Annotated in this window: 17 protein-coding genes; 9 read left to right on the forward strand and 8 right to left on the reverse strand. The window is 45.6% G+C overall.

Going from position 1 to position 24,710, the window contains the following annotated elements:
- Nucleotides 1-42: 42 nt before the first annotated feature.
- The 3 genes from ICL07_RS07065 to ICL07_RS07075 all read left to right on the forward strand — a co-directional run bounded on the left by ICL07_RS07065 (nt 43) and on the right by ICL07_RS07075 (nt 4,991).
- Entirely contained in the window at nt 43-2,229 is a 2,187-nt protein-coding gene (locus tag ICL07_RS07065; RefSeq protein WP_188087216.1) for a peptidase domain-containing ABC transporter, read from the forward strand.
- Nucleotides 2,229-3,599, forward strand: coding sequence for an HlyD family secretion protein (locus tag ICL07_RS07070; RefSeq protein WP_188087217.1), 1,371 nt, complete (start codon nt 2,229-2,231; stop codon nt 3,597-3,599). Before ICL07_RS07065 ends, ICL07_RS07070 begins: the two co-directional genes overlap by 1 nt.
- A 66-nt stretch (nt 3,600-3,665) precedes the next feature.
- On the forward strand, nt 3,666-4,991 hold the full coding sequence (locus ICL07_RS07075; RefSeq protein ID WP_188087218.1) for a glycosyltransferase family 25 protein: 1,326 nt from the start codon (nt 3,666-3,668) through the stop codon (nt 4,989-4,991).
- Between the two features lie 128 nt (nt 4,992-5,119).
- Here ICL07_RS07075 and ICL07_RS07080 read toward each other — a convergent pair whose 3' ends face one another.
- From ICL07_RS07080 to ICL07_RS07110, 7 genes are all read right to left on the reverse strand, one after another.
- A complete protein-coding gene (locus ICL07_RS07080) occupies nt 5,120-6,745 on the reverse strand; it encodes a glycerophosphodiester phosphodiesterase family protein (protein WP_188087219.1) in 1,626 nt (541 codons plus the stop codon).
- Nucleotides 6,745-8,100: a PhoPQ-activated pathogenicity-related family protein gene (locus ICL07_RS07085; protein WP_188087220.1), complete on the reverse strand. Its 1,356-nt coding sequence runs from the start codon at nt 8,098-8,100 to the stop codon at nt 6,745-6,747. Before ICL07_RS07085 ends, ICL07_RS07080 begins: the two co-directional genes overlap by 1 nt.
- 36 nt (nt 8,101-8,136) lie before the next feature.
- Nucleotides 8,137-9,837, reverse strand: coding sequence for a SusD/RagB family nutrient-binding outer membrane lipoprotein (locus tag ICL07_RS07090; RefSeq protein WP_188087221.1), 1,701 nt, complete (start codon nt 9,835-9,837; stop codon nt 8,137-8,139).
- Between the two features lie 21 nt (nt 9,838-9,858).
- On the reverse strand, nt 9,859-13,299 hold the full coding sequence (locus ICL07_RS07095) for a SusC/RagA family TonB-linked outer membrane protein (RefSeq protein ID WP_188087222.1): 3,441 nt from the start codon (nt 13,297-13,299) through the stop codon (nt 9,859-9,861).
- 85 nt (nt 13,300-13,384) lie between these two features.
- Entirely contained in the window at nt 13,385-14,428 is a 1,044-nt protein-coding gene (locus tag ICL07_RS07100) for a FecR family protein (RefSeq protein WP_188087223.1), read from the reverse strand.
- A gap of 73 nt (nt 14,429-14,501) precedes the next feature.
- Entirely contained in the window at nt 14,502-15,050 is a 549-nt protein-coding gene (locus tag ICL07_RS07105; protein WP_188087224.1) for an RNA polymerase sigma-70 factor, read from the reverse strand.
- Nucleotides 15,051-15,127: 77 nt separating this feature from the next.
- On the reverse strand, nt 15,128-15,640 hold the full coding sequence (locus ICL07_RS07110) for a hypothetical protein (RefSeq protein WP_188087225.1): 513 nt from the start codon (nt 15,638-15,640) through the stop codon (nt 15,128-15,130).
- A 296-nt stretch (nt 15,641-15,936) separates the two neighbouring features.
- Between ICL07_RS07110 and ICL07_RS07115 the strand changes: the two genes are divergently transcribed.
- The 4 genes from ICL07_RS07115 to ICL07_RS07130 all read left to right on the forward strand — a co-directional run bounded on the left by ICL07_RS07115 (nt 15,937) and on the right by ICL07_RS07130 (nt 19,810).
- The gene (locus ICL07_RS07115; protein ID WP_188087226.1) at nt 15,937-16,395 is read left to right on the forward strand and encodes a hypothetical protein; all 459 of its coding nucleotides are present in this window, start codon (nt 15,937-15,939) and stop codon (nt 16,393-16,395) included.
- A 12-nt stretch (nt 16,396-16,407) separates the two neighbouring features.
- Nucleotides 16,408-18,261 carry a tetratricopeptide repeat-containing sensor histidine kinase gene (locus ICL07_RS07120; RefSeq protein WP_188087227.1) on the forward strand — a complete coding sequence of 618 codons (1,854 nt, stop codon included), beginning with the start codon at nt 16,408-16,410 and terminating at the stop codon, nt 18,259-18,261.
- Between the two features lie 12 nt (nt 18,262-18,273).
- Nucleotides 18,274-18,906 (forward strand): response regulator, encoded by a 633-nt coding sequence (locus ICL07_RS07125; protein WP_188087228.1) that lies wholly within the window; start codon nt 18,274-18,276, stop codon nt 18,904-18,906.
- Between the two features lie 184 nt (nt 18,907-19,090).
- The gene (locus tag ICL07_RS07130) at nt 19,091-19,810 is read left to right on the forward strand and encodes a hypothetical protein (RefSeq protein ID WP_188087229.1); all 720 of its coding nucleotides are present in this window, start codon (nt 19,091-19,093) and stop codon (nt 19,808-19,810) included.
- Between the two features lie 105 nt (nt 19,811-19,915).
- Here the strand turns inward: ICL07_RS07130 and ICL07_RS07135 are convergent, their stop codons facing one another.
- Nucleotides 19,916-20,485, reverse strand: coding sequence for a hypothetical protein (locus ICL07_RS07135; RefSeq protein WP_188087230.1), 570 nt, complete (start codon nt 20,483-20,485; stop codon nt 19,916-19,918).
- Nucleotides 20,486-20,840: 355 nt separating this feature from the next.
- Here ICL07_RS07135 and ICL07_RS07140 point away from each other — a divergent pair, with 355 nt between their 5' ends.
- Both ICL07_RS07140 and ICL07_RS07145 read left to right on the forward strand, forming a co-directional pair.
- Nucleotides 20,841-23,084: a pentapeptide repeat-containing protein gene (locus ICL07_RS07140; RefSeq protein WP_188087231.1), complete on the forward strand. Its 2,244-nt coding sequence runs from the start codon at nt 20,841-20,843 to the stop codon at nt 23,082-23,084.
- A gap of 31 nt (nt 23,085-23,115) precedes the next feature.
- Nucleotides 23,116-24,684 carry a pentapeptide repeat-containing protein gene (locus tag ICL07_RS07145; RefSeq protein ID WP_188087232.1) on the forward strand — a complete coding sequence of 523 codons (1,569 nt, stop codon included), beginning with the start codon at nt 23,116-23,118 and terminating at the stop codon, nt 24,682-24,684.
- The last annotated feature ends 26 nt before the right edge of the window (nt 24,685-24,710 follow it).

The following is a 24,710-nucleotide window of genomic DNA, read 5'->3' on the forward strand; positions in this document are numbered from 1 at the left end:
TACCGCTAGCACCTATTTTTTAACCAGATGTAATTTTTCCTGATGTCATTTCCGTTTTACAGACAACTGAATGCGATGGATTGTGGCCCCACGTGCCTAAGAATGATAGCGCGCCATTATGGCAGGCATCATAATACAGATTCTATCCGGCAGAAAACCGGATTTGGGAAACAGGGTGTTTCGTTATTAGGCATCAGTGAAACTGCGGAGAAAATGGGTTTTCGTACGCGGGGCGTACAGGTTGGATTTGAGAAATTAAAATCGGTACCAATGCCGGCGATCCTGCACTGGAACCATAATCACTTTGTGGTACTGGTAGATATCAAACGAAGATCCGTTAAGATTGCAGATCCGGCGAGGGGCATCGTATCTTTACCTGTAAAAGAATTCGAGAAAAAATGGTCTACCAACAAAAACGAAGATCAACAACGGACTGGCACCGCGTTACTATTGGAGCCCACACCCGGTTTCTACGAAACAGGCAGCGAAAAGGAAAAAAAACTGAAATGGGGGTTTATCGCACAATACCTGAAAAGCAGCCGCTGGCAATTAACACAGGTATGTCTTGCTTTGTTGATGGGAATGTTCTTGCAGCTGGTCATGCCGTTCCTTACACAAAGTATGGTCGACAATGGCATAAACGCCGGAAATATGGAATATATCGTCCTGGTGTTATTTGCCCAGCTGATGCTTACCTTTAGCAGCACTATCATCAGCTTTATCAGGAGCAGACTTCAAATGGTCATATCCGGCACTATAAACATTTCCATACTTTCCGACTTCTGGATTAAACTTACCCGGCTACCACTCTCCTACTACGATTCACGTCACACCGGGGATACATTACAGCGCATCAGTGATAATAAACAGCTTCAATCTTTCCTAACAGGGCAGACACTCAACACGCTATTCTCGATGCTCAATTTTGCGATCTACGCTGTTATTCTGATAATGTATGACATCAATCTCTTTATGCTGTTTGCCATAGGGAACATACTTTATTTCGGTTGGATAAATATCTTCATGCGTTTTAGAAGAAACATAAATCATGAAATGTTTTCACTTTCCGTAAAGGAGAAAAACACAACACTTGAGCTCGTACAGGGTATGCAGGAAATAAGGCTTAACAATGCAGAGCAATTTAAACGCTGGGGATGGGAAAACACGCAGGTGCAACTGTTTAAACTCGATTTCAAAAGCCTTAATTATAATCAGTGGCAATCAGCTGGCGCATTGCTGATCACACAAGCAAAAGATATTGTTATCAGTTTTATGGTGGCACGGCTGGTGGTGAAAGGGCAACTGACATTTGGCGCCATGTTATCCATTCAATACATCATTGGGCAGTTAAGCGGTCCTGTGGCTCAATTTATAAGTCTGGCCCAGGGCGTACAAGATGTCAAAATCAGTATGGAGCGTTTGAACGAGATACATGAATTGGAGGATGAAGAACCGGCTGATCAAATCTTTACCCATCGTCTTCCGGAAGACAAAACTATCCGGATCAATCAACTTTCCTTCAGCTATCCCGGCGTCGGGAACCCTCCCGTACTGGAGGATATAGCGCTAACCATCCCCGGGGGAAAGATAACCGCCCTGGTGGGTGACAGCGGTAGTGGGAAAACAACCATATTAAAACTACTTCTAAAGATTTACACTCACTATTCCGGCGAACTGAAAGTGGGTGAGAATAACCTAAGCTTTATCAGTTCGGCATTCTGGCGGAGAAATTGCGGCGCCGTTCTTCAGGATAGTTATGTTTTCAATGATACTATTGCCAGAAACATAGCCGTCGGTGATGAATCTATCGATGAAGCACGTCTGATCACGAGTTGCAAGATAGCCAACATACTCTCCTTTATTGAAACCCTTCCGAATGGATTTAATACAAAGATTGGTGCTGAAGGAATAGGCATCAGCCAGGGACAACGCCAGCGGTTGTTCATTGCCAGAGCAGTTTACAAAAACCCGGAATACCTGTTCTTTGATGAGGCCACCAATGCACTTGACAGCAATAATGAAAAGGTAATTGTAGAAAACCTCAACGAATTTTTTGAAGGGAAAACAGTTTTGATAGTGGCGCATCGACTGAGTACCGTCAGAAATGCTGATAAAATTGTGGTACTGCATCGTGGGAAAATAGTGGAGGAAGGCACACACACCTCGCTAACCGCCAGGAAAGGATACTATTATGAACTGGTAAAAAATCAACTTGAACTGGGTAAATAATGGACGCAACTAAAAAAAATACCACAATCGTACCGGAGGAACCCGGAATCCGGCTAGAAGAACCGGTTGCCATATACACCATGGATATCCGTAATACCGTCATTAGCAGGTCGGAAGCCGTGGATGAGATCATCTCCCGTAAAACAGGATTTATGGAGCGATGGGCCCTGCTGTTTTATGCAGGGGTATTTCTTTTAATGGCATTACTCTCCTGGTTCATCAGATTTCCTGATATTATCGACGCAGACGGAGTACTTACCGCAGTAAATGCCCCCAAGGAACTACTTGTTAACCAGGAAGGACGTCTTGTAAGACTGTTTATACCCAATAATACCGTGGTAAAAAAAGGAAGTATCCTCGGCTGGATAGAATCTACAGGAGATCACACCTCCATACTTCGTTTGCAACGGCAGGCAGATAGCGCCATTATGCTGCTGGGCATGGGATTATTTCCAGCGTCTATCAGTAGCTTCAGCGGGCCATACCAGCAACTCGGTGAAATACAAAGAAACTACCAGGACTTTCTGAAAGCCAGAGAACAGTTCAGAGACTATACAGGTAATGGCTACTATATACGTAAACAGAAAATATTGCAGGACGACATAACGAGGATGCATCAGGAAAATGAAATTGTTTTCCGGCAAAAAGAACTGGCCGTGCAAGATATGAAAATGGCAGAATCAACTTTTAATATGCAAAGCAGGCTATTCGATCAAAAAGTGTTGTCCGAGGAAGATTTTCGCAAGGCCAAAAGTGTTTATCTCAACAAGGAAATATCTATCAGCAGCTATGACCACACAATTCTCAGCAACCAATCAAGATTAAGCGACAAGCAAAAAGAAATCGATGAATTGACACATGAAGTACAGCAGCAGTTAAGTGTATACCAGCAAGCGCTTGGGGTTTTTAAATATGCGCTGGATGAATGGGTAAAAAAATATGTCATTTCATCTCCAATTAATGGCAAGGTCACCTATTTGCTGCCCATGCAGGAAAATCAGCACTTGCAGCAAGGCCGGCAGATTGGCTATATCGTTCCGGATGCAGGCGCAGCCTACGTTGAAGCACAATTCCGGCAAGGAAATTTCGGAAAGATTGATACCGGCATGAAAGTCCGTCTGCAGTTTGAGGCATATCCTTTCCAGGAGTTTGGTGAAGTGTTGGGGACTGTTGCCTATATCTCCAATGTACCGGCAGATAGTGGCTTCCTGGGAAACATACGATTAACGGATAAACTCAAAACAACGCGACGCTACCACATCCCCTACAAAAGCGGGCTGAAGATCCATGCAAAAATTGTAACAAAAGACATGAGGCTACTGGAGAGATTTTATTATAACATCGTTAAATCGATGACCATGGAAAAATAGAAAAATAACTCCTCAAACAAATATCTTCAAAATCGTCAAACAGACATCCACAAAATAATAACATTTATGTATATCCCAACTTTTATTATTAACCTGAAAAAACGTCCCGACAGGAAAGAAAACGTTATAAAAACATTTCAAAACCGGGATCAATTTAACATTCAGATAGTAGAGGCAAAAGAAGATAAAATTGGCGCGGTGGGCCTATGGAACTCTATACAACATATACTGAAAGCAACAACCGATAAAGATGATTTTATTCTTATCTGCGAAGATGATCACCAGTTTACAGATGCTTATACCGAGGAGATATTGGAAAGTAGCATACAACAAGCAATAACACTCGATGCAGATATCCTGGTAGGCGGTGTTAGCTGGTGTGATGCAGCTGTACCGGTTACTGATCAACTATTTTGGGTAAATAAATTTTCCGCAACACAGTTTATGATCATCTTTAAAAAGTTCTTTGAAGTGCTGCGATCTGCCAGTTTTCATGAATATGATTGCGCCGATTATAAAATTTCAGCACTCTCAGAAAAAAAGTTCGTTATTTATCCGTTTATTTCAACCCAAAAGGGCTACAGCTATTCTGATGCAACACCAAAAAACAATCAGGAGGGATGGGTAGAAGAATTATTTGCATGCAGCACGGCCAGTTTTGATGCCATACTGAAAGTGAAGAATTTTTATCTGCAGCGCACAATCCCTGTTATCCTTCCTGAAATTGAGTATGAAAAAACCACAATTCCCACATATGTAATCAATCTGCCAGAAAGAAAAGAACGGCTCGCACATATCAGGCGGCAATTCGAAGGACGAAAGGAGTTTGAAGTGAATATTATAGAGGCCTGTAAACATGAGGTAGGTGCGGTCGGATTATGGTTAAGTATAAGAAAAATAATCACCATGGCGAAAGAAAGAGAAGAGGATGTGATTGTCATTTGTGAAGATGATCACGAGTTTACGGCAGACTACGCGAGAGATATCTTCCTGGAAAATGTGATAAAATCACATTACCAGAACACCGATTATATAAGTGGTGGTACCGGTGGCGTATCGCATGGAGTGATGATAGATGACAACCGTTTTTGGGCCAGCAATTTGCTATCCACACAATTTATCATAGTATATGCAAAGTTCTTTGATGCCATACTTGCGGAGCCATTTGATGAGAAAATTGTGGCAGACAGGAAACTCTCCGAAATGACCAGTAACAAAATGATCCTACATCCTTTCATCTCCGTCCAGAGAGATTTCGGCTACTCTGATATCACAGCCGCGCACAACGAACACAAAGGCCTTGTACAGGAACTATTTATAGCAGCATCCCAGCAATTAAGTATGATCAGAAAAATCCAAGACCATTGGCATAACAAAGATACCTGGCGCTGAAATTATGATAATTCCAAATACAACAATTCGCCGTTTAAAGACTACAGGATAACGAACCATACAACGCCGGAAAAATGCAAAGTATGCCAACGCTATCGGGACAGCTATTGGCATACCGCTGCAAGAAATTATTCCGCCGGGTAATACCGTTTTAACCAGCTGATTATCTTCGTAAAAACATCCATGGAAGCAGCTAGCCCCATCCCGTGTTTTTCTGTTGGATACAGTTCAAATTGCGTCGGGATATCCAAGGACACCAGTTTTTCATGCAGTTTTTTTGCCTGACTGACATCTACCAGCGGATCTTGTCCGCCGTGGAACAAGATAGTAGGCACACCGCTGGCTTTCGTGAGCTGGTGATAGGGACTGGCATCAAAGGCAATTTTGGCGGCAGCATCGGGCTCACCCAGCAGCCGGGTCACTTTTTCATCGGCATCTTTATTCTCCTGTCTTGTTTTTTTATCTGTGAAATCTGTTGGCCCCCATAAGTCTACCACTGTTTTTATCTGACGTAAGCTATCGCAGGCATAGGCGTATTGCATAGCGAGATAAGCGCCGGCGCTACCACCTATCAGGGCAAACTGGCTGCCATCGAATTGCAGCTTTTTAGATTTAGAAGAGATGAACGCCAGCGCTTTTTTCACATCGTCCAATTGAGCAGGGTAAATATTTTGATGGTCCCGGATCAGGCGATAGTTCATAGACACTACGCCGTAGCGTAGCCTGCCAGCCAGTTCATCGATGAGCTGTTTGGGAAATTCTTTTTTATCACCACCTGTCCAACCGCCGCCGTGTAAGTACACAATTATTTTTGTATTAGCAGCATGGTTTTCCGGCAGATAAGCATCCAGGGTATTATCTTCTCCGGAATCGCCATAGGGCACATTGCGCATTGTGATGTACCCGGAACTGCTGGCTACCGGGGGTAATGCAGCGCCCTTGCCGCCATCCCGCAGCTTATTTTTTTGCAGATAGCTGATAAGCGCTTCGGGATGATCGCTCTGCATACCTTGTACGCCCTTATTTAATACCGCATTCCAGGTGGCTGGGCCTTCCGAGGAAGATTGCGCATCCAGCCATACAGCAACGCCATGTTGCCGGGTAACCGCCAGCATGGCGCTATCGGTGACATTATCCAACACTTCGATAGCAAAGTTATCCAACAGGTAATTCAGTTGCGCCGGGGTAGTTACTTCCTCCGGTACGCTGGTCATCAGTGGCATTTGCGGCGCTGTTTTTCTCCAGGGCGTATATTGTTGTTGGCTATTGAGATAGACTACTATCTGTTTCTCCATCCCTGCGGCCTGTATTTGTTTCCAGGTTTCGGCAACATCGGCATCTTTGAAATCCAGGTAAACATTCACTTTCCCTTTGCTGGCACGTAACGCTTCTGCGAACGTGGGTACGCGGTAATCTTTTCCGTCTTTACTATTGACCTTTAACTGTTTGATTTCTGCCCAGGTGAGGTCGGCGACTTTTCCTTTACCGTTGGTCATACGATCTACGGTAGCGTCGTGCATGAGTACCAGTCGCCCGTCTTTGGTGGTGCGGAGGTCCAGTTCGGCATAATCGGCGCCGCATTGAATGGTGGCGGCAATAGCCGCCACCGTATTTTCCGGCATATCTGTATGGTTGCCGCGATGGGCGACTACCACAAATTTATTTTTGGCAGCAGGCAACGGCGCTGCCTGTTGCGCCATAGTGTTTTGCATGAACAGGCAGGCGCCGGCAAAAATGAAAAGGTATTTCATCATTACAGGATCTTTTTAGTATCGGTCACGAATACACGGGTACTGACCGTATAGGTGCCACCGGTAGGATTAACATACTGCAGGTCTGCATAAAAAGCGCGATAGCCACTGGCAGGCAGCGGCGTGCTTACTTTTACGGTAGACTTATGCGCCTGCCCCAGGCTTTGTGACGACCATTTTTCATTGCGGAAATCCAGGTCGGTGGAATTAGCTGTCCATAAGATAACATCTACCAACTGATCAGCCGTAGCTTTGGCGGTGAGTTTTACATTACCGCGACGGGTGCTGGTCGTCCAGCTGCACGCAGGATAGGGTTGTTGTGCGAGAGTGGTGCCAAAGAAAGCGCCGAGGCCTTCGAAGGCATGTTTTTTATCACCCAGGCTATGTCCTGCGTTAGGCGTATAGTTGAGCATGTTTTTACCGGGGATGCTATCGAGATAGTTTTTCACATTATCCACTACCCAGTACTCATCGTTGGTACCCATGAAAATCATTTTCGGCATCGTGAGCAGCTGACGATAGGAATAAGGATCTATCATAGTGTTGATGGCTTGTCCGCCTTCCGTATGTGCGGCCTGCGGGATACCGAGTTTCACGTAGTCTTCAATTTGTATGCTGTATTCTTTCCATGTTTTGATTTGATAGTCCAGGCTTACCGGCATATTCAGTACATCGATCACCATCGGTGCAATGGCAGCTACGCGGCTGTCGTTGGCGCCGGTGAGCCAGGTTGTCCAGCCGCGTTTGGAGGCGCCGGATACCACGAAGCGGTTCACATTTTGCGACAGTCTTTCTTTTGAAAACGACTGTACTGCATCCATCGCGCGCACAGCGCTTTTCACCATCGGGAAAAGCAGCGGCCAGGTATAGTCGCCATCTTCCTTGAACTGATGCAGGGTATAAGAGATGAGCGCATCTTCCGTCAGGTTTTTAAAGAGCGGCTGATTAGGTGTTTGCCTGAGTACGGCAGTAATGGCTTTATTGGTGGTCGCCATGGACGCTATTTGCTGATACAGTTCGTCCGTAGGGCCGTTCCAGTTAGGTTGACCATTTTTAACGGAGCCACCGGTGATGAACAGCAAGGCGCCATCATAGCTTACGTTGGCAGGTACAAAGATGGCCAGCTGGTGTGTCCAGGTATATTCCCGCCATTGCTGGGAGGTAAGTAAAATACTGTAGCATTTTACGTCTTTGATATTAAAAGAGTCTTTCAGCTCATAATGGAAGGAGGTATCTCCGTTATTCAGGTAGCTTTTCAGCGCAGTAGCCGGTGTGACGGTTTGTTGTGCAAACGCCGCAACGAGGAAAAGCAGGCTGACAAATAACGCCGTAGTTGTTTTCAGAAAACGTTGTTTCATATGGGACTAGTGATTTATAGTAAGATAAATAATGTTTTACCATGGTTTGCCGGTACCCTGAATAATCCACGGTTTGGACCAGGGACTGTTCTGCGGGCCGTTAGCGCCAAAAGCAGACCGGGAGGTTACTTCCAGTCGTTTCATGGCTTCCGTCACATTGGTTTTATTCAGGTTTCTTTCTTCCAGCATGTAATACAGCCGTACGGGTACTACCGGCGCCTTGGCATAGGGACCGGCGTGTAAGTTAGGGTATCCGGTGCGTTTATAGTCGGCCCAGGCCTCTGTGGCGGCGGTCCAGCTGGCGATCCATTTCTGGGTAATAATCTGTTCCTGGGTATTGTTGAACTTAACATTCGGCTGAGACAGATAAGCGGCGAGGCTGCCACCTACCCCCCAACTGCTGAAAGAAGCCTGTATACCGGCTTTGTAATGTGTTTCCGCATCGCCGGCAGCCCAGCCTTTTACAGCGGATGCTTCCGCCAGGATAAAATGTACTTCTGCGGCGGAGATCAGTCTGGCTTTCAGCAATGGTCCTTTCGCTTGTTTGTAGATGTCATTGAGCCAGGATACATGCGGATTCCGGGAACCCTGCGCCGCGTCCGGACTTAAGTTATATACCGCAGGACCGGGGATAGCCGGTGGTATCCCTACATAGTTTACATCCTGGTTAATATCTTTCAGTGACAGTCCTTTAGCAGCCAGAACATCCGGAGAAACGTATCTCACTTTCCTGTTCTCGCCATTTACAACGGTATCTACGGCTTTGTATACATTACCGGTACCGGGAGGGAGTTTATCGTCTACGACGAGGAAACATTGCACTTTATTGGCCCATATGCCCAGGCGCGGATCATGCAGTGTTTCCAGGCTGGTAACGAGGGTACTGCACATTTTCAGACGGCGGTAGTTGCTGCTATCGCTGTCATACGCGGCATTGGCAGGCCAGGAATCGGCGTTGCTGTTACCAGGGAAGGACATGGTAGCATCGTCTGCCGCGTCGGTGATGACAGGGTATTGGGTTGGGTTGGCCGCTATTTTTTCAATACCTGCCCTGGCGATGGCCGGTAGTTTCTCCGATAAGCGCATGTAATAGCGTAATGCGAGCGAATTAGCCATTTTACGCCATTTAGCGGGGTCTCCCTGGTAGTACACGTCCACCGCATCAATCGGCGCAGGATAGGCGCTCTTAGGCTTGGATAGCAGGGTATTGGCTTTTTCCAGGTCAGCGAGTATACCGGTGTAGATATCCTCTTGCGGGTCATAAACCGGTGTAGTGGCAGGAGGGCCATCTTCTCCTTTTAATGCCTGTGAATAAGGCGCATCTCCCCATAGATCGGTGATCAGTCCAAACATCATGGATTTCATCACCAGGGACACGCCTTGTTGCAACTCATTTTGTAAGGTAACAGCGCGGTTATATACCAGCTGATTGTTACGCAGGATATCGTAGTAGGCGGTCCAGCTATTACTGCCACCCCAGTCGTATTCATTGTGCGTGGTGGTCCATCCATCCTTTTGGGTATGTTGCATCACACCGGCCATATCCTGATAACCCAGGGTCACGATTTCAATACCTGCCTGGGTCAGAACGGTTGACAGGACGAGGTTCGGATTAGTGGTAACCGGATTGGAACCATTCGGGTTTTCATTCAGTTTCATCAGGTCCTTTTTACACGAGGTCATCGAAGTACCTAACAAACCCAGGCAAAGTATAATTGATTTAGTAACTGTTTTCATGTTGCTGTGTTAAAGGTGCTCTTAAAAAGTAACGTTCAGTTTAGCGCCCATGGGAATAGACCAGGGAGTAACATTGTATCTTTCAATGCCCTGCATAAATTGCATACCAGAGCCCTGTACGGTAGTAGAAGGCTGGTAGGCATTTTCGGGATCGATCCCAATTTTGGCTGCCGTCCACAGGATGATATTTCTGCTGTAGATGGCAATACTGGCATTTTGCACTTTCACGCCGGAGAGCAGGCGTTTGGGTAATTCATAAGAGAGCGATACTTCCCGCAGTTTCAGGTAAGAAGCGGGAAACAGGAATGCCCTGGTGAAAGCCCAGGCGGTACTGCCCGCGTAAGGAAGCGTAGTAGTACCGGCCCCTCCCAGGTTTTCAATATAGCCGGTGGGGTTACCGTTAGCATCGTATCCTTTGGCTCTTACACCTGGAATAAATACTCCACCGTAAGGCAGTACATACGGGCCATAGGCAAACCCATAACCATTGTATTCCGGTGTAGGGCCTCCCACTAAAGGGAACTTGTTGCCGCCGGGGATAATCAGTTCATCCTGGTGGCTCACGAGATAATCCCTTAGTTCCTGTCCTTTCAGGTTACCGGGATTGATGAGTTTATCGAGGAAAAGCTGTGAGTTACCTTTTTCTTCTCCGTAGCGGTAGGTCTGGGAAACGAAGTCGCCGCCGTTTCTCCAGTCGAAGGTCATGCTGAGGGTAAAGTTTTTATAGCTCAGCGTTGTTTGCATACCCATAATAAAGTTAGGGTTGAAGTTGCCTATTTTATTACGGGAATTCGTAGCGTCTTTACTTTGCCATTTACCGGTATTATCCAGTAGCGGATAGCCATAGTAGGGAGATGATTGATCGGTAACGGTTACCAGTTGTGCATCATAAATATCGCCGATGTCCTCTCCTACGTACGTCCATGCACCACCTTTTCCTTCTTCCCAAAGGGTATAGTAAGGCAGGTCATCAGGGAGTGAAATAATCCTTGTTCTGTTGCGGGTGAAGTTCACATTCACATCCCATTTCCAGTTTTTCTGTTGTACCGGTGTACCGCCGAGTGTTAGTTCCACGCCACGGCTTCTCAGCAAACCGGCGTTGATATTACGGGAGGAGAATCCGGAAGAGGGTGCTGTTTTAGGACTGAAGATCTGGTTTTTATTTTCCACCATGTAATAAGTGGCGGCAAAACGCAGGCGGTTCCTGAACAGGTTGATATCGGCCCCTCCTTCGTAAGAGGTAGCGATTTCCGGTTTCAGGAATGGATTGAGCAGGTTACCGGAAGTAGACAAGCGCGGGATATTACCCCAGGCTCCTGCATTATACAGGGTGGCCAGCAATTGATAGGGTGAGGCGTCGTTACCTACCTGTGCGGCGCCGGCCCTCAGCTTAATAAGATTAATATTGTCAGCGGTAAGGTGGGCCATTTCATTTACCAGCAAACTCAGGGAGGCAGCGGGATAGAAATAGGCGGCGGCATTCGGTAAGGTGCTGGACCAATCAGTACGACCCGTTACATCCAGGTAGGCCATACCTTTATAACCTACGTTTAACATGCCATAGATGCTGTTCACCCCTTTTTCAAACATAGTGCTGTTATAGTTCAGGTTTTGCGGTGCAATGTTCTGAATCGTGTATACCCCGGGTGTATTCAAACCGGTACCATCTTTAGTAGCATTAACAATGTTCTTACCGGTCTGATAGCGTTTGTTACCTCCTGCAGCAACAGAGAAGTCGAAGTTGCCGATATCTTTCTTATACGTCAGTAACACATCTATATTGCGTTCAAAGTTGCTGAGATTGATGATACCATAGGCCCCACCGGGATTGTTGACATAACTGTTGGCAATTTTTGTTTCTCTTTTTTCATTGTAGGTATCCAGTGAGTACCGGGCCATGAAACTGAGGGAGGTCAGTATTTTCCAGTCGGCCCGGATATTACCGAATACACGGTCTCTCACAAATGCATTCTTCACTTCATAAGCGAGGAAATAAGGATTATTGAATACGCCGTTGGCTTGCGTGCGTTGTTGCAGGCCTTCCTGACCGGGCATCCAGTAATCTTTCAGGTCGCGTATATCGATGTGCGGGGAGATAGTATAGGCCGCCTGTAAGGGATTGGCGCCTCTGTCGCCTGCCGGACGGTTATTGGAATTAGTGCGACTGAAATCCACATTGGTACTGAAGCTCAGTTTTGAATTGACCTGCAGGCTGGAGTTCAGGTTAAGTGCATTTTTGAACAGGTCGGTGTTAGGGATAATGCCTTTGCTGGTCATATTGGCATATCCTACCCGGTAAGCAATCTTATCATTGTTGTTTGCCAGAGAAACAGCCGCTGTGGTGGTCATACCGGTGTTCACAAAATTCTTCACATTGTTTTTGTGTGATACCAGTGGCATGGGAATGGCTTTGCCGTTCTGGTCTTTGGGGCTGTTCCATTGTACTTCTTCATAGCCCATATCCAGCTCTGCACCGAAGGTGCCATCAATATTTTCCGTAATAATGGTACCAAAGGGATTGGTGAGCATGTTACCGCTGCGCGATACCGGGATACCGGAGAACTGTCCGGAGCCGAATTTGGTTTGCCATTTCAGAAATTTATACGGAATGTCGAATACGGTATTTACGGAAGCATTGACGGTAACGCGGTTTACCTTTTTACCGGTTTTAGTGGTAATGAGGACTACGCCGTTACCCGCGCGGGAGCCGTATAATGCAGCAGCGCTGGGTCCTTTCAGAATGGTAACACTTTCGATGTTATCCGGGTTAATATCAGCTATAGCGTTGCCATAATCCACCTTGTTATCCTGACCGATCTGGCTGACATTGTTTATCGTGTTGGCCAGTGGAACGCCATCTACTACAAAGAGCGGCTGGTTGTCGCTGCTGAGGGAGGTAGCGCCGCGGATGACCATACTGACAGAGGAGCCGGGACCGCCGGTGGAATTGATGGTAACACCCGCTACTTTACCAGACATGGAGTTCAGCAGGTTTTCCTGTGTGACGCGGTTAAATTCTTTGCCACCGACTTCTTCCACGGAGAAACCCAATGCCTTTTTTTCCCTTTTAATACCCAGCGCGGTGACGAGTACCTGTTCCAGCTCTTCTACTTTTTTTTTCATGACGACTGACAGCGATAGTTTGCTGGAATCAGTAATCGTATAGCCTTTCAGGGTATCCGTAGTATAGCCGGCATAGTTAAAGATAAAGCGATAAGGACCGCCGGCGGGTAGTTTCGGAAAAGTAAAAATACCTTTTTCATTGGTCAGGGTATTGGCCAGTACCTGATTGTCTGCATTCTCTACTCTCACCATTACCCGTGCCAGTACTTCGTTGTTGGCGTTTTTGATAATGCCGATGGCGGCAGGATGGGCATTCTGCGCCAGCAAGCCGCCGATACAAAACTGCGACAACAGCAGCAGCCAAATCGGTTTTCGGGATTGTCGGATGTTTACACGCATAAAATATTTCATTTTTAGGCAAAAGGATTCACGGGCAGCCTTTTCAGGATGCAGTTAGTTACAGTTAAAGATGACTATATCCGGCTTACGGCGTTATGTAAATGGTATTGTTCGTTTGCTTTATCGTCAGGTTGTTTAAGGTGGCGATGGTAGACAGAAAATCAGTCAGGGATTCTTTGCTGCTATCGAATGTTCCGGTAAAGCTCATGTCTGTGAGCGTACCTTCCTGGTATTGGATGGTAAGGCGATATTTCTCCGACATCAGCCTGAAAATATTTGCCAGCGGTTCATTGTTGAACGTGAATATTTCCTTTGCCGGTTTCGCGGTCACCTGCTTTATGGGAGCGTTCCCCGTTTTATGAACGACTGCAGTCATTTTCACCGGATCAAAAGAGAGATCCTCTCCCGGCAGCAGATAAGTGGTTTTCAGCCCTTTCATGCCCGCCATACTGTCTGGCTGTACCCTTACCTTACCACTGATCAGTTGCACCCGGATAGGTCCTTTTGCAGCGTTCCAGGCGGTAATTTTGAAAACGGTCCCGAGGGCGGTAGTAGCCAGGTTACCCGTATGCACGGTAAAGGGTTTGTTTTTGTCGGGCGCCACTTTGAATACGGCTTCTCCCGTTAAAAATATTTCCCGCCCGGTAACCGCAAAAGAAGACAGGTACTTTATCTGGCTGCCTGGTTCCAGGTCAGCCTGACTGCCATCTTTCAAACGGACAGACATCATTTTCCGCGTATGATTGGCCTGTTGTACATAAGTATCCTGCACTGTAGCAGCATGGGTAACCGGTGTTACTGCTGCTACCGGCATTGCTTGCTGGTAATGGTACCTGTTCCATACAAAGCCGGTAACTACAGCACCCAGTACTGCCGCCGCTATCCATTTATAGTAAATGGTTTTTATCTTTTTCTTTTGCCAGGTACCTTTTTCAATGACGGTCAGCATTTTGTGGGAAACATCTGTCGACAAGGTATCCTCCGGGTGAAAAGAATGCCAGCTTTCTTCTGTTAACCAGGGCTGCAGCGCTTCCGGATGCTCCGCAAAATAATCGGCAACAGCCTGCTTTTCTGCCTCGCTACACTCCCCCCGGAAAAACTTCTCAAGTAATCTTGCTGGATGCTTCATATATAGTATTCGTTTGAAAACAGGAAATCCCTCACTGCTTAACAATAAGTAAATATTCGGGTAAGAAAAAGGATCAGCCAAGCCAGGCGACGATGGCCGGCAATAACAGTAACAGGGAATCTTTCAGTTGCCGAATGGCACGTACAATGTGGTTTTCAACAGTTTTGGGGGAGATGGATAACTGCCTGGCGATTTCTTTATGAGGAAGTCCTTCAAAGCGGCTTAGTTTAAAAACATTTCTCCTGGTGGGAGATAACTGTTCTATACTGTTATATACCCGCGTTAATTCTTCTTTCACGGTAAGATCTGTTCCCATGTGCCAATCGGGTGTTTCCCGGCTCATCGTTTCGGTATGCCGGTTTCTGACCTGTTGCTTGCGCAGGAGGTCCGTCATTACGCTCCTGGCTATACGGAAAAGCTGTACAGAAATATGGTAATTTGTTGATAGTTTTGTTCTTTTTTCCCAAAGTAATATGAAAGACAGCTGTACTGTCTCTTCAGACAGGTAAGCGGAATGTGTACATTTCAATACGTAGAAATAGAGCTTTGTATGATATTGCTGATATATCATTTTGAAACGCTCGATATTTCCATCCTTTATATCCTGTACGATACTTTCCATAATGACAGCAAATATCTGGTGGACCTAAACAAGATACAAGGAATTACTGATTATGTTATTGTTATTTTGGTAGCTCCTTACTTCTTCAGTTTCAATACTAACGGAGCAGTGGCGACGCCCGGAATAGTGACGGTGACAGACAAATCCAGGGTAGAATCACTTACATTTTCGATCCAGTGCGGATCATTGTTGCCTTTTTCGTTGGTGAGCAGAAATACCGCATCGTGCACATCCAGTTTCCAGGTGCCTGCATTACCTGCAGTGGGCAGAATCAAATCAGTGCAGCCTTTGATTTTGAATTTGCCATCGGCGCCAAACTGGTAAGTGTTGGTAGTGGTACAGGTAAGCAATGCGCCCGCCTGACCTAAAAGAGGCGCCAGTTTAATGATACTGGAGCCGGCAGGAACATTTTGCCCGCCGAGCTTTACCGGAACGGCAAAAACAATATCCTTTTGCTGCCAGTCGCCCGCTACCAGTCCGTATTTGGCAGATTTATCAGGAGCAGCGTCCTTGTTCTTTTTACAGGATGCCATTAGCAGCTGCCCCGCTGCCAATAGCGCCAGTACTTTTACAGGGATAGAATTACGCATAACTTGTTACATTAAATGATAGGGATGATGAATAACTTGTTACAGAAGCCGTTACTATGTATTCGTTTGAGAAAGATAAATCCCTCATCTGGTAACAATTCGTTCATATGGGGGGGTGCGACGGGTGTCATAATATGAAATATTCGAAGTATCTTTAATTGTTTCCCAAAGAAACCTATGCATATTGACTGCAGTTATCCCGATTTCACTAACCCATGAATACCTCTTTTGGGGTATCCCGTGTTTAAGCACATGCTGTAGTTTTAATGAATTATTCATTTTAAACACCTCTATCTATGACAGAAGCCAGACATATCTTTTTAGAGATTGACACTTATAGACTTCTCAGCTCTCCAACAACGGACGACCCACCAGCTGCGCTGGTGCTTGAAAACACCAGATTATTTGATCAGGGTTCCATGGCATTAGGCACTCCTATACAAAGCTTTTCCATTCTGGTGGAAAAAAACCAGGATATTTTCTTCACCATTCTTCCTCATTTATTGTACACGGACCATAAGCTATATTTCAATGCGTTGGTGGTGGGACCAGGCAAAATAGTAATCACCCCCTATCTGGATCCTGAAGAACGACCGGTAAGCTTTAAAGTGACCGTTGTGGAGGCCCCGGAGAATCAACAACTGGCATTCTCTCTTAAAGCGGTACTTCAATACCAGCAGGGTACTGAGGTTAAAACCATGAATCTGACGATTGATCCCGTATTAAGAGCGAATCAGGGTCACGGGGAAGATTAAATCGTCAGCAAATTGACCGGACCAAAAATCATATTGATCTTTTTAGGCCTTTTATTGGGCAGTAATGGTATCGTGAACGGCCAGCACCAGGACAAGGCAGACAGCCTTAAATTATTGCTGGCTGAAAATGACACCCTTTCTTCATTATCTAAAATGAGTATCCTGGCGCAAATCGCCGCCTATTCTTCTTCTCCGGATGAAGTGTTGCTGTATGCAAACAAGTTGCATGAAATGGCCTCTTCACACAAGAACACAGGCTATATCATCGAAGGGCTTCAATCCAGAGGGGTAGCTTACAGGTTAATGGGCAATTTAAAGAAGGCATTGGAAAGCCTGTTCTCCAGCGCTAGTCTGGCTATAGAAAACGGTGAGCATAAACGGCTGACAACCACCTACCTGGAAATCGCCAACACATATGTTGCCAACCACGATCTGAAGAACGCACTGCTGTATAATAAGAAGGCTGTCAACATCATAAGACAGTACGGCGATAAAGAACAATTAGCCATCAATCTGTTAAATACAGGGTATAGCTACTATACGCTTAATGAACTGGATTCTGCCTTGTTGCTTTACAATGAAGCCGCTCCCATTTTTGATACTATAGGTCTTGAAATAGGAAAGGCTTATACTGTTGGCAACAAGGCATTGGTAAACTGGAAGCAGGGACAATACGACCGTGCGGAGAAAGGATTGCTGCGGGCTATTGACATGCTTGGTCCATTGGGAGATCAGTTTGGCATTGCAGATTACCGCAATAAACTGGGCCGGATTTATGCCGAGCAGGGAAATACAGATGAAGCGATCAGGCATACGCTTAAAGCACTTACAATTTCCCGTGATCTGGATATGAAGGAGCAGGTCAGGGATGCCTGTCTGCTTTTATCAGAGCTCTACAGCACGAAGCAGGATTATGCCAAAGCATTCGATTATCAAAGCCGGTATGTTGTTTATAAGGATAGCACCGAAAATTCGGAAACGACAAAGCAGCTGGCAAATCTGAGAACAGAGTTCGAGGTGAGTGTGAAAGAAAAAGAAATCGCACTCCTGGAAAAACGCCAGCTCCAGAACAGGGTGTATATTATTGCCGTTGTTTTCCTGCTGCTGCTGGCAGTACTGATACTGCTGTATTTCCGGCAACGTTTTCTGAATGCCCGGTTGATTGTGGAAAAGCAGCATCAGCAGCATGACGAGAAAATCAGAAACCTGTTAAATGCGCAGGAAACAAAGGCTTTGCAAGCGATGGTGCATGGGCAGGAGCATGAACGAAAGCGCCTCTCCCATGAATTACATAATCACTTCGGCAGCCTGCTGGCTACTATCAAGGTGAATATGAATGCCATTGATGAAAAGGCCATATCCAATTACCATACCCTGAACGTATTGGTGGACCAGGCCTGCGCCGATATGCGCAACCTGTCACATTCCCTCAATATGGGCATATCTGATAATTTTGGATTGGTACCCGCCTTGAGGGAATTAACCGAACATCTCAAACAAGCCAATCAGCTGGAGGTAGAGTTTGCAGCATCTATGTGTCAGCAACAGCTCGATGCCCAAAATGAAATTACCATATACAGGATCATACAGGAACTGGTGAGCAATGTACTCAAACACGCAGAGGCTACCAAACTATCCATTTTGTTAACCTGTTTTGATGAAGAGAACCTGATCAATATAATAGTACAGGATAATGGAAAGGGATTTAATGTGGAAGATGTAGAACGGACCAAATCCGGCATGGGTTTAAAGAGCCTGAAAGAAATGATCACCAACCTCAATGCAGAAATCCGCTTTGACAGCAATCCCGCCAGCGGTACTACTGTCAACATCGATTTGCCCGTTATCTCAACGACACTCAACTAATTAAGTACAATTATGATAAAGGTACTGATAGTCGATGATCATCATTTATTTACAGAAGGACTGACTTCCATGTTTAAGCCGGAAGATGGTATAACGGTAGTGAGCGCAACCACGAATGGAAATGAAGTGCCCCATCTGCTGGATACTATTGAAACAGATGTGATCCTGATGGATATTGATATGCCTGTTATGAACGGAATTGCCTGTATGGATTTACTAAAAAACAAGGGATACGATAAACCGATACTGGTGCTCACTATGCATCAATCTATCAGACAGATTAAGGATGCGCTTGAAAAAGGCGCGCAGGGCTATATTCTCAAAGATGCCTCTAAAGCAGAACTGATACAGGCTATATATTCCGCCAATGAAAGAAAGAATTATTTTCACCCTAAAATCAATGACCAGGTATTCGACTTTTTCAGAAGTAAAAGCTCCGTTAAAAACAACCTGCATCAACTTTCCGACAGAGAAAAGGAAATTATAAAATGCCTGGCCAACGGCATGAACACTAAAGCCATATCCATTGCCCTTTATATCAGTGAACATACTGTAAAGACCCACAGAAGAAATATCATGCATAAACTGAATGTTAAAACTTCTGCCGAGCTGGTTATGCTGGCCATCGAGAAAGGAATTATCTGACGCTCTACCCTTATTTTGCCTCCCCCTACCCCTATTGGGGTATCCATTAAAACCACTCTTTTTCCTGATATCATCACCACCAGAATGTGACAACTTTGTGATGTCTTCAATGCGCATTGAAACAGACAAGGCGGTTCCGAAAAGCCTGAAGAGAGTAGGATAAACAAACATAATCTATTTCACTATGTCAGCAATCAACTGGAATCAAGGTCAGCTTATTACTATAGGGCAAGGGGATACTGCCACCTGTACCGGCGGACTAAATCAAGGTCAGATTTATGGTCTTTTCTTTTATAATTCTGCTGTAAATGATGCAGACACGAATGTTGTTATTACAGGCAACAACAACTTTCCTCCGGTAACCATTACAGTACCCGGAACAACTTCCAATCAGGGATTGGCAGCGATATGTTTTGTCAGTGGAGATGATACTACTACAATAGCTGCCGCTGTTCTGAATGGTAACCCGGGCGCCAGCATTCAGGCGTTCATTGGTAGTGTGAAAATGCCTACGAACACCTCCGGGATAAATAATGTGCTCCTCCCCCTGGATGGACAACAATACGCCTTCGCGAAGTTTACGCGCTACGCAGCGGTACCTGCATCGCATTGGTATGCAGCCCAGATTACGAGCAATATAAATGCATTCGTAACCGTACAATTTACCGAAAACACAGCAACACTCATCTGTGTGAATGCGCCCGCAAATGGGCTGGGTAACACATTGCAGTATTATGGCAGCACTGCAAAAAATCAGGTAACTACTCAACTTTACCCCCATCAATCGGCTGGCTGGAATCTGTCAGGCAATGGCACACAAACAGTGTGGATCAATGCCGACAGTGTTCAAAATTCACAGACTGCTACCATATCCGTACAATCTCTTACCGAGTTATTCAGTTGAATAATCCAGGGGCTTAACAAGCGAATATTAAGTACAGATACCTTCTTGCTTAATATTCGCTTTACTTTTATAGGTATATACCTGTAAAATAGGTAAGTAAAGTTCCTATTTCTTATAAATAAACCCTTCCTTCGATTCCATCCCTATAAAAAACATCTCAAAGGAAGGATGCAGCTTGGGCAAATTACCCAACTGCCCCACCGCATATTGCAACACCTCCTGTTGAAGGGGAAAAATTTCATACCAGCATTTCCTTTGCGTATAAAATTCGAAATTCTTCGGGATAGCGGTATTTTTCACACTGGCAATACGGGGAAAAGCATATTTATCCGGCTCATCATAATTGCGCGGAATGTTATCCATATCCGGTACGCGATCCCTTTTGGTAAGTTTCCCTTGTTCCAATTTTAAACGATAGCGCTTCTCCAAAGTTGCAAATAAATTTTTCCGGTATTGATCGCTGTTCTCAACATCGTCGAAAGAAATACTTGTTTCCAGCTCATAGATATTGGTAGCAATACAGCAGGTATACAACTCAATAGTATTGTATCCGGAGATCTTCTGAAATCCCAGATCGATCACGTTTTTCAGTTCAGTTACATAACCTTCTTTATTGAACTGCTCAAGATAGGGAATCATCTCCCCAGGGTATAAACGCCCGTTAAATAGTTGCATCGAATGGGTTTATTTATCAACAAAGATAAAAAACAACACCCATATCATAGCGGGCTTATCAAATACCAATGAATACGGTATTACATTTCGCCATATCAGTTAGATATGCCAACAAAAAATATCCCAAATAATTGTTTTGGTAATATTGTTTTAATTACATTTGATTACTGACAATAACCATGAAGACCGGATTTATTTCATTTGTAAACCCTTTCGTTCAGATGTAGATATTACCATTCCCGACTGTTTTTATTTTTGATTAAAGTGCTGATATCATTTCCCTGTTTATAGTGCCCGGTATACCCCTTGGACACGTAGGCATTGCTATTTTTACTGCGTAATAAAATAGTTGTTTATGAAAACCCTCAAACTGCTGTTATGGATGCTGTGTTTATCCTCATTTCCGGTGCTGGCACAGCATAAAAAAACCTCCAATAAGGCCCCCGACTATTCAGGAAAAGATATGACAGATCATAATTTCACTACCATGGCCAAAGATGCCCTGGTAGGCGCAAAATTTGTAAATTCTATCCTGAATGGTTGCCAGTTTGCCAATATGGACCTGACAAATGCGGATTTTACCGGTGCTGTGATGGGGAAATCTCAAAAAGGGCCTGTTAGCCTGGCTGGCGCCACGCTTGACCACACCATTTTTCAGAAAGCCGATATGAAATACGCGAACCTCCAATACGCAACTTTCACGGCTACCGATTTTACCAATGCACAGTTAATAGGCGCGCTATTTGGTCTGCATATGATGATCAAACCTGCCTCCGATAACCAGCGGACAAAATTTGTGGGTACAATTATGGATTTAGACCGGTTTCCGATTGCCCGCTGGCCCACGGTCTACTGGTCTTACACGGACCTCAGCAACAGCAGGATTAACGGGCTTACCTCTTCCTCTTTTTTATTTACTAACAGGAACATCTCCGGGGCTATGATGAAGGGGAATAATTTCACCAATTTCAAATTCCAGCATTGCATCATGACCGGCGCCGACCTTTCGGGATCTGACATGAGTTATACCGATCTGTCCGGGGCTACCTTGTATAACGCAAAATTTATCGGAACCCATTTCAACTACGCTAACCTGAGCGGCGTAAAATGCTATAACGCCAATAATGACGGCAGTCCCGACTTTTCCGGCGCCGTCATGAATAATGCCATCCTGCGCCATGGTGATTTCACCGCGGCAGTCATGTCGGGGGTATCTTTCTTAGGTGCGTTGGCGGATAGTTGTGTTTTTGACAAAGCGTTCTTTCAGTCGAATAACACATATAATGTCGCCGATTTTTCGAGCTCGGATATATCCTATTCTTCTTTCAACTCCAGTGCCCTCAATGCAGTTAAATTCACCAACGTTTATGCTATCAAAACGCTTTTCCAGGACGGTACGTTGCAGAACACCAATTTCACCGGCGCCGTCATGCCCCTGGCGGATTTCAGTAGCAGCAGCCTGCAGGGTGTTATTTTCGCCAATGCAATCCTGCAGTGGGCGAAGTTCAATAGTGCCACCATTCAATCTGCCAGTGGAGGCGCCGGAGTAGATTTCTCCTGTTCCCAGTTAGGCGGCGCCGACTTTACCAGCGCCAAAGTCACCAGTGCTAATTTTGCAGATGCCGTCATGATTCCCCAGGACTCCTGCTGCCAGCAGCTGGATGGATACCATTGCGGCACTATTACCATTAACCAGGAAGGCTATGGGGCTACCATTCTTCCGAAGCTGGGTAATGCTGTTACCTGTCCCAATGGAGATAATGCCAAATGCCAGGGATCACAATGGATTGTTCCCGGCTGGAATACCACTCATTGTAATCCGCAGCACGTTGCACAGGTAGTATGGACCAAACCTTCCTGCAACAACAATAACCAGGATACTACGGGCGTCATTCAGTTTACCGATCCCAATTTAAAACAGGCCATCATCGACTATCTCTTCAAAGGCGATGCCACCAAAAAGATTACCCGCGCATTGGCGGCACAGGTATTGGTACTGGATTGCTCTAATCATAATATTACCAACCTGGAAGGATTGGAATATTTTACCGCCATCCGGACCCTCAATCTGTCCAGGAACAAACTGACCGATGGCAGCTTCTTTCAAAAATTGAATTCCCTTAATACTTTGAGAGTAGCTTATAATAATTTGTCGGGTAATCTGAATTTATCAGGAGATGCCCAGTTGCTTTACCTGGACGCCTCCAATAATGCGATCACCGCTATCAAATTTGACCCGGACTGCGCACTGGCCTTTGTTGATGCTTCGGTTAACCAGATTACACAATTAGACTTCACGCAGCAGGTATATCTTAATTACCTGGATCTTTCCAACAACAGGCTTACAACGATAGGGGATTTGAGCAGTTTAAAATATCTTACTACCATCTTCCTGCAAAACAACTCCCTTACCAGCATCGGCAACCTGAAAAATATATTCGCCAACGGGACCAGCTTCCTTACCAGTATGGACCTGGCCTGTAACCTGCCTTTTAATTGCAGCTCCCTGGGGCTGGGGTCCACAGATGCAGAAAAGGATTTCCTGAAATACTCAAAATGTGGCGTTAATACCGGCTGCCGTAACGCAAAACGTAAGTAGTCCGCTTGTTAATCTCTAAATATGATCTGTTATGAAAAAAAACAATGTGCGTTGTTGGTCCAACCAACATAAGCAATATGTCATCGCCTGTTTCCTGGCATTAATCAGCATAAAAGGATTTGCGCAAACGCCTTATAGCTGCCCTTCCTGTGATTTACGGGGACATGATTTCAGTGGGCAGGACCTCACCAATGCGAACTTTTCTTTCGCCAAACTGGACAATGCCAACTTCAACAACAGTACGCTGAATGGGGCTATGTTTGATAATGCCAGTATGCAAGGCACCAGTTTCAGGAAAGCAAAAATCAATACCAGCGACAAAGGTCCTGCAAATTTTTCCAAAGGGGATTGCAGCAATGCCGATTTCAGCGGCGCTTCTTTAGAGAAGGCCGTTTTCACTTTTGCTAATCTTAACGGAACCATTTTTGACCACAGCAATTTAGCAGATACAAAATTTGGATTGAGACTGGTGATAAGAGATGCTAAAAATCCCAGGCCTCCGAGTTTTAAAGGCACCAAACTCCCTTGCGAATTAAAGCGGTTTATGCAGCATGATGATCTCAGCAAGGTCGAATTCCTTCCCTGCAAGACGTATATAGCGAATAAAAGCAAGGGGCGCAGAAAAGATGCCGGTGACAGCGTGTACGTATCCCCTACGGGTACCGATGCGGCTGGTTGCGGGACCGCAGGAAATCCCTGCAGGACGATCGACTACGCTGTTTCAGTGGCGCCTGCCAATGGTGTGATAGGATTGTCGGCGGATACATTTGCGATGATAAAACATATAGTGATAACAAAAAACCTTGAATTTGCCGGTGGCCTGGATGATCAGAATGAATGGGCGCCTACCCCCTATCAATCTTCTATTTCGGGCGGTCTGTACGGGCTTCCGATTTTCATTATTCCACCCGGAACTACCCAGGTAACCTTTACCAATTTGATGATGAGTGGTATTAAGGAAGGTAATAGGATATCCAGTATTGTATTACAGGCCTATAAAGGGACTACCATTTCTTTCAGTAATGTGAATATTTACGCAGGAATTCCCTCTGATGGGCTGGATGGGTTTACCGGAGGTGGTCCCACCTGTTGTCTCCTTTGCCAGAGCCAGAACTACGCCAATTGCGGCCCCGGGGGAACGGCCAACAGTTCGGTAAATGGCTTTTGTAGTTTTATCCCTTTCGGATGGGGAGGAAAATCCGGCGGAATGGGTGGATCGGGCACCAGCGATGCATGTTACATGTTGTGCCCCGGTGGTGGCGGATCTCAGGGTGGTGGTAGCTTTGGTATCTTATTGAGTGATGCTACACTGAACATTGACAACACCTCTACCATTACAGCCGGGGCCGGGAGCAACGGTGGTGCTGGCGGCGGTGGTGTTGTCAGCGCCGGCGGCGGCGCGGGAGGAAATGGTGGTCCGGCTGCGTGTATAGGAATGAATGGTCAATCTACGATCAACGGTAACTACAACGCCTATCCCGGGAAAGCGGGTAATCCGGGAAAAGGGGGTGGCAGTTCTTATAATCAGTCCAAAGGATGCTCAGGACAAAATGGCCAGGATGGATTACCTGGGATCTCTGCGCAAGTCATCCGTTTCTAATCAACTGATACATCTTTCCCGAAAAC

It is taken from the genome of Chitinophaga qingshengii (assembly GCF_014529935.1).
GTDB lineage: Bacteria > Bacteroidota > Bacteroidia > Chitinophagales > Chitinophagaceae > Chitinophaga > Chitinophaga qingshengii.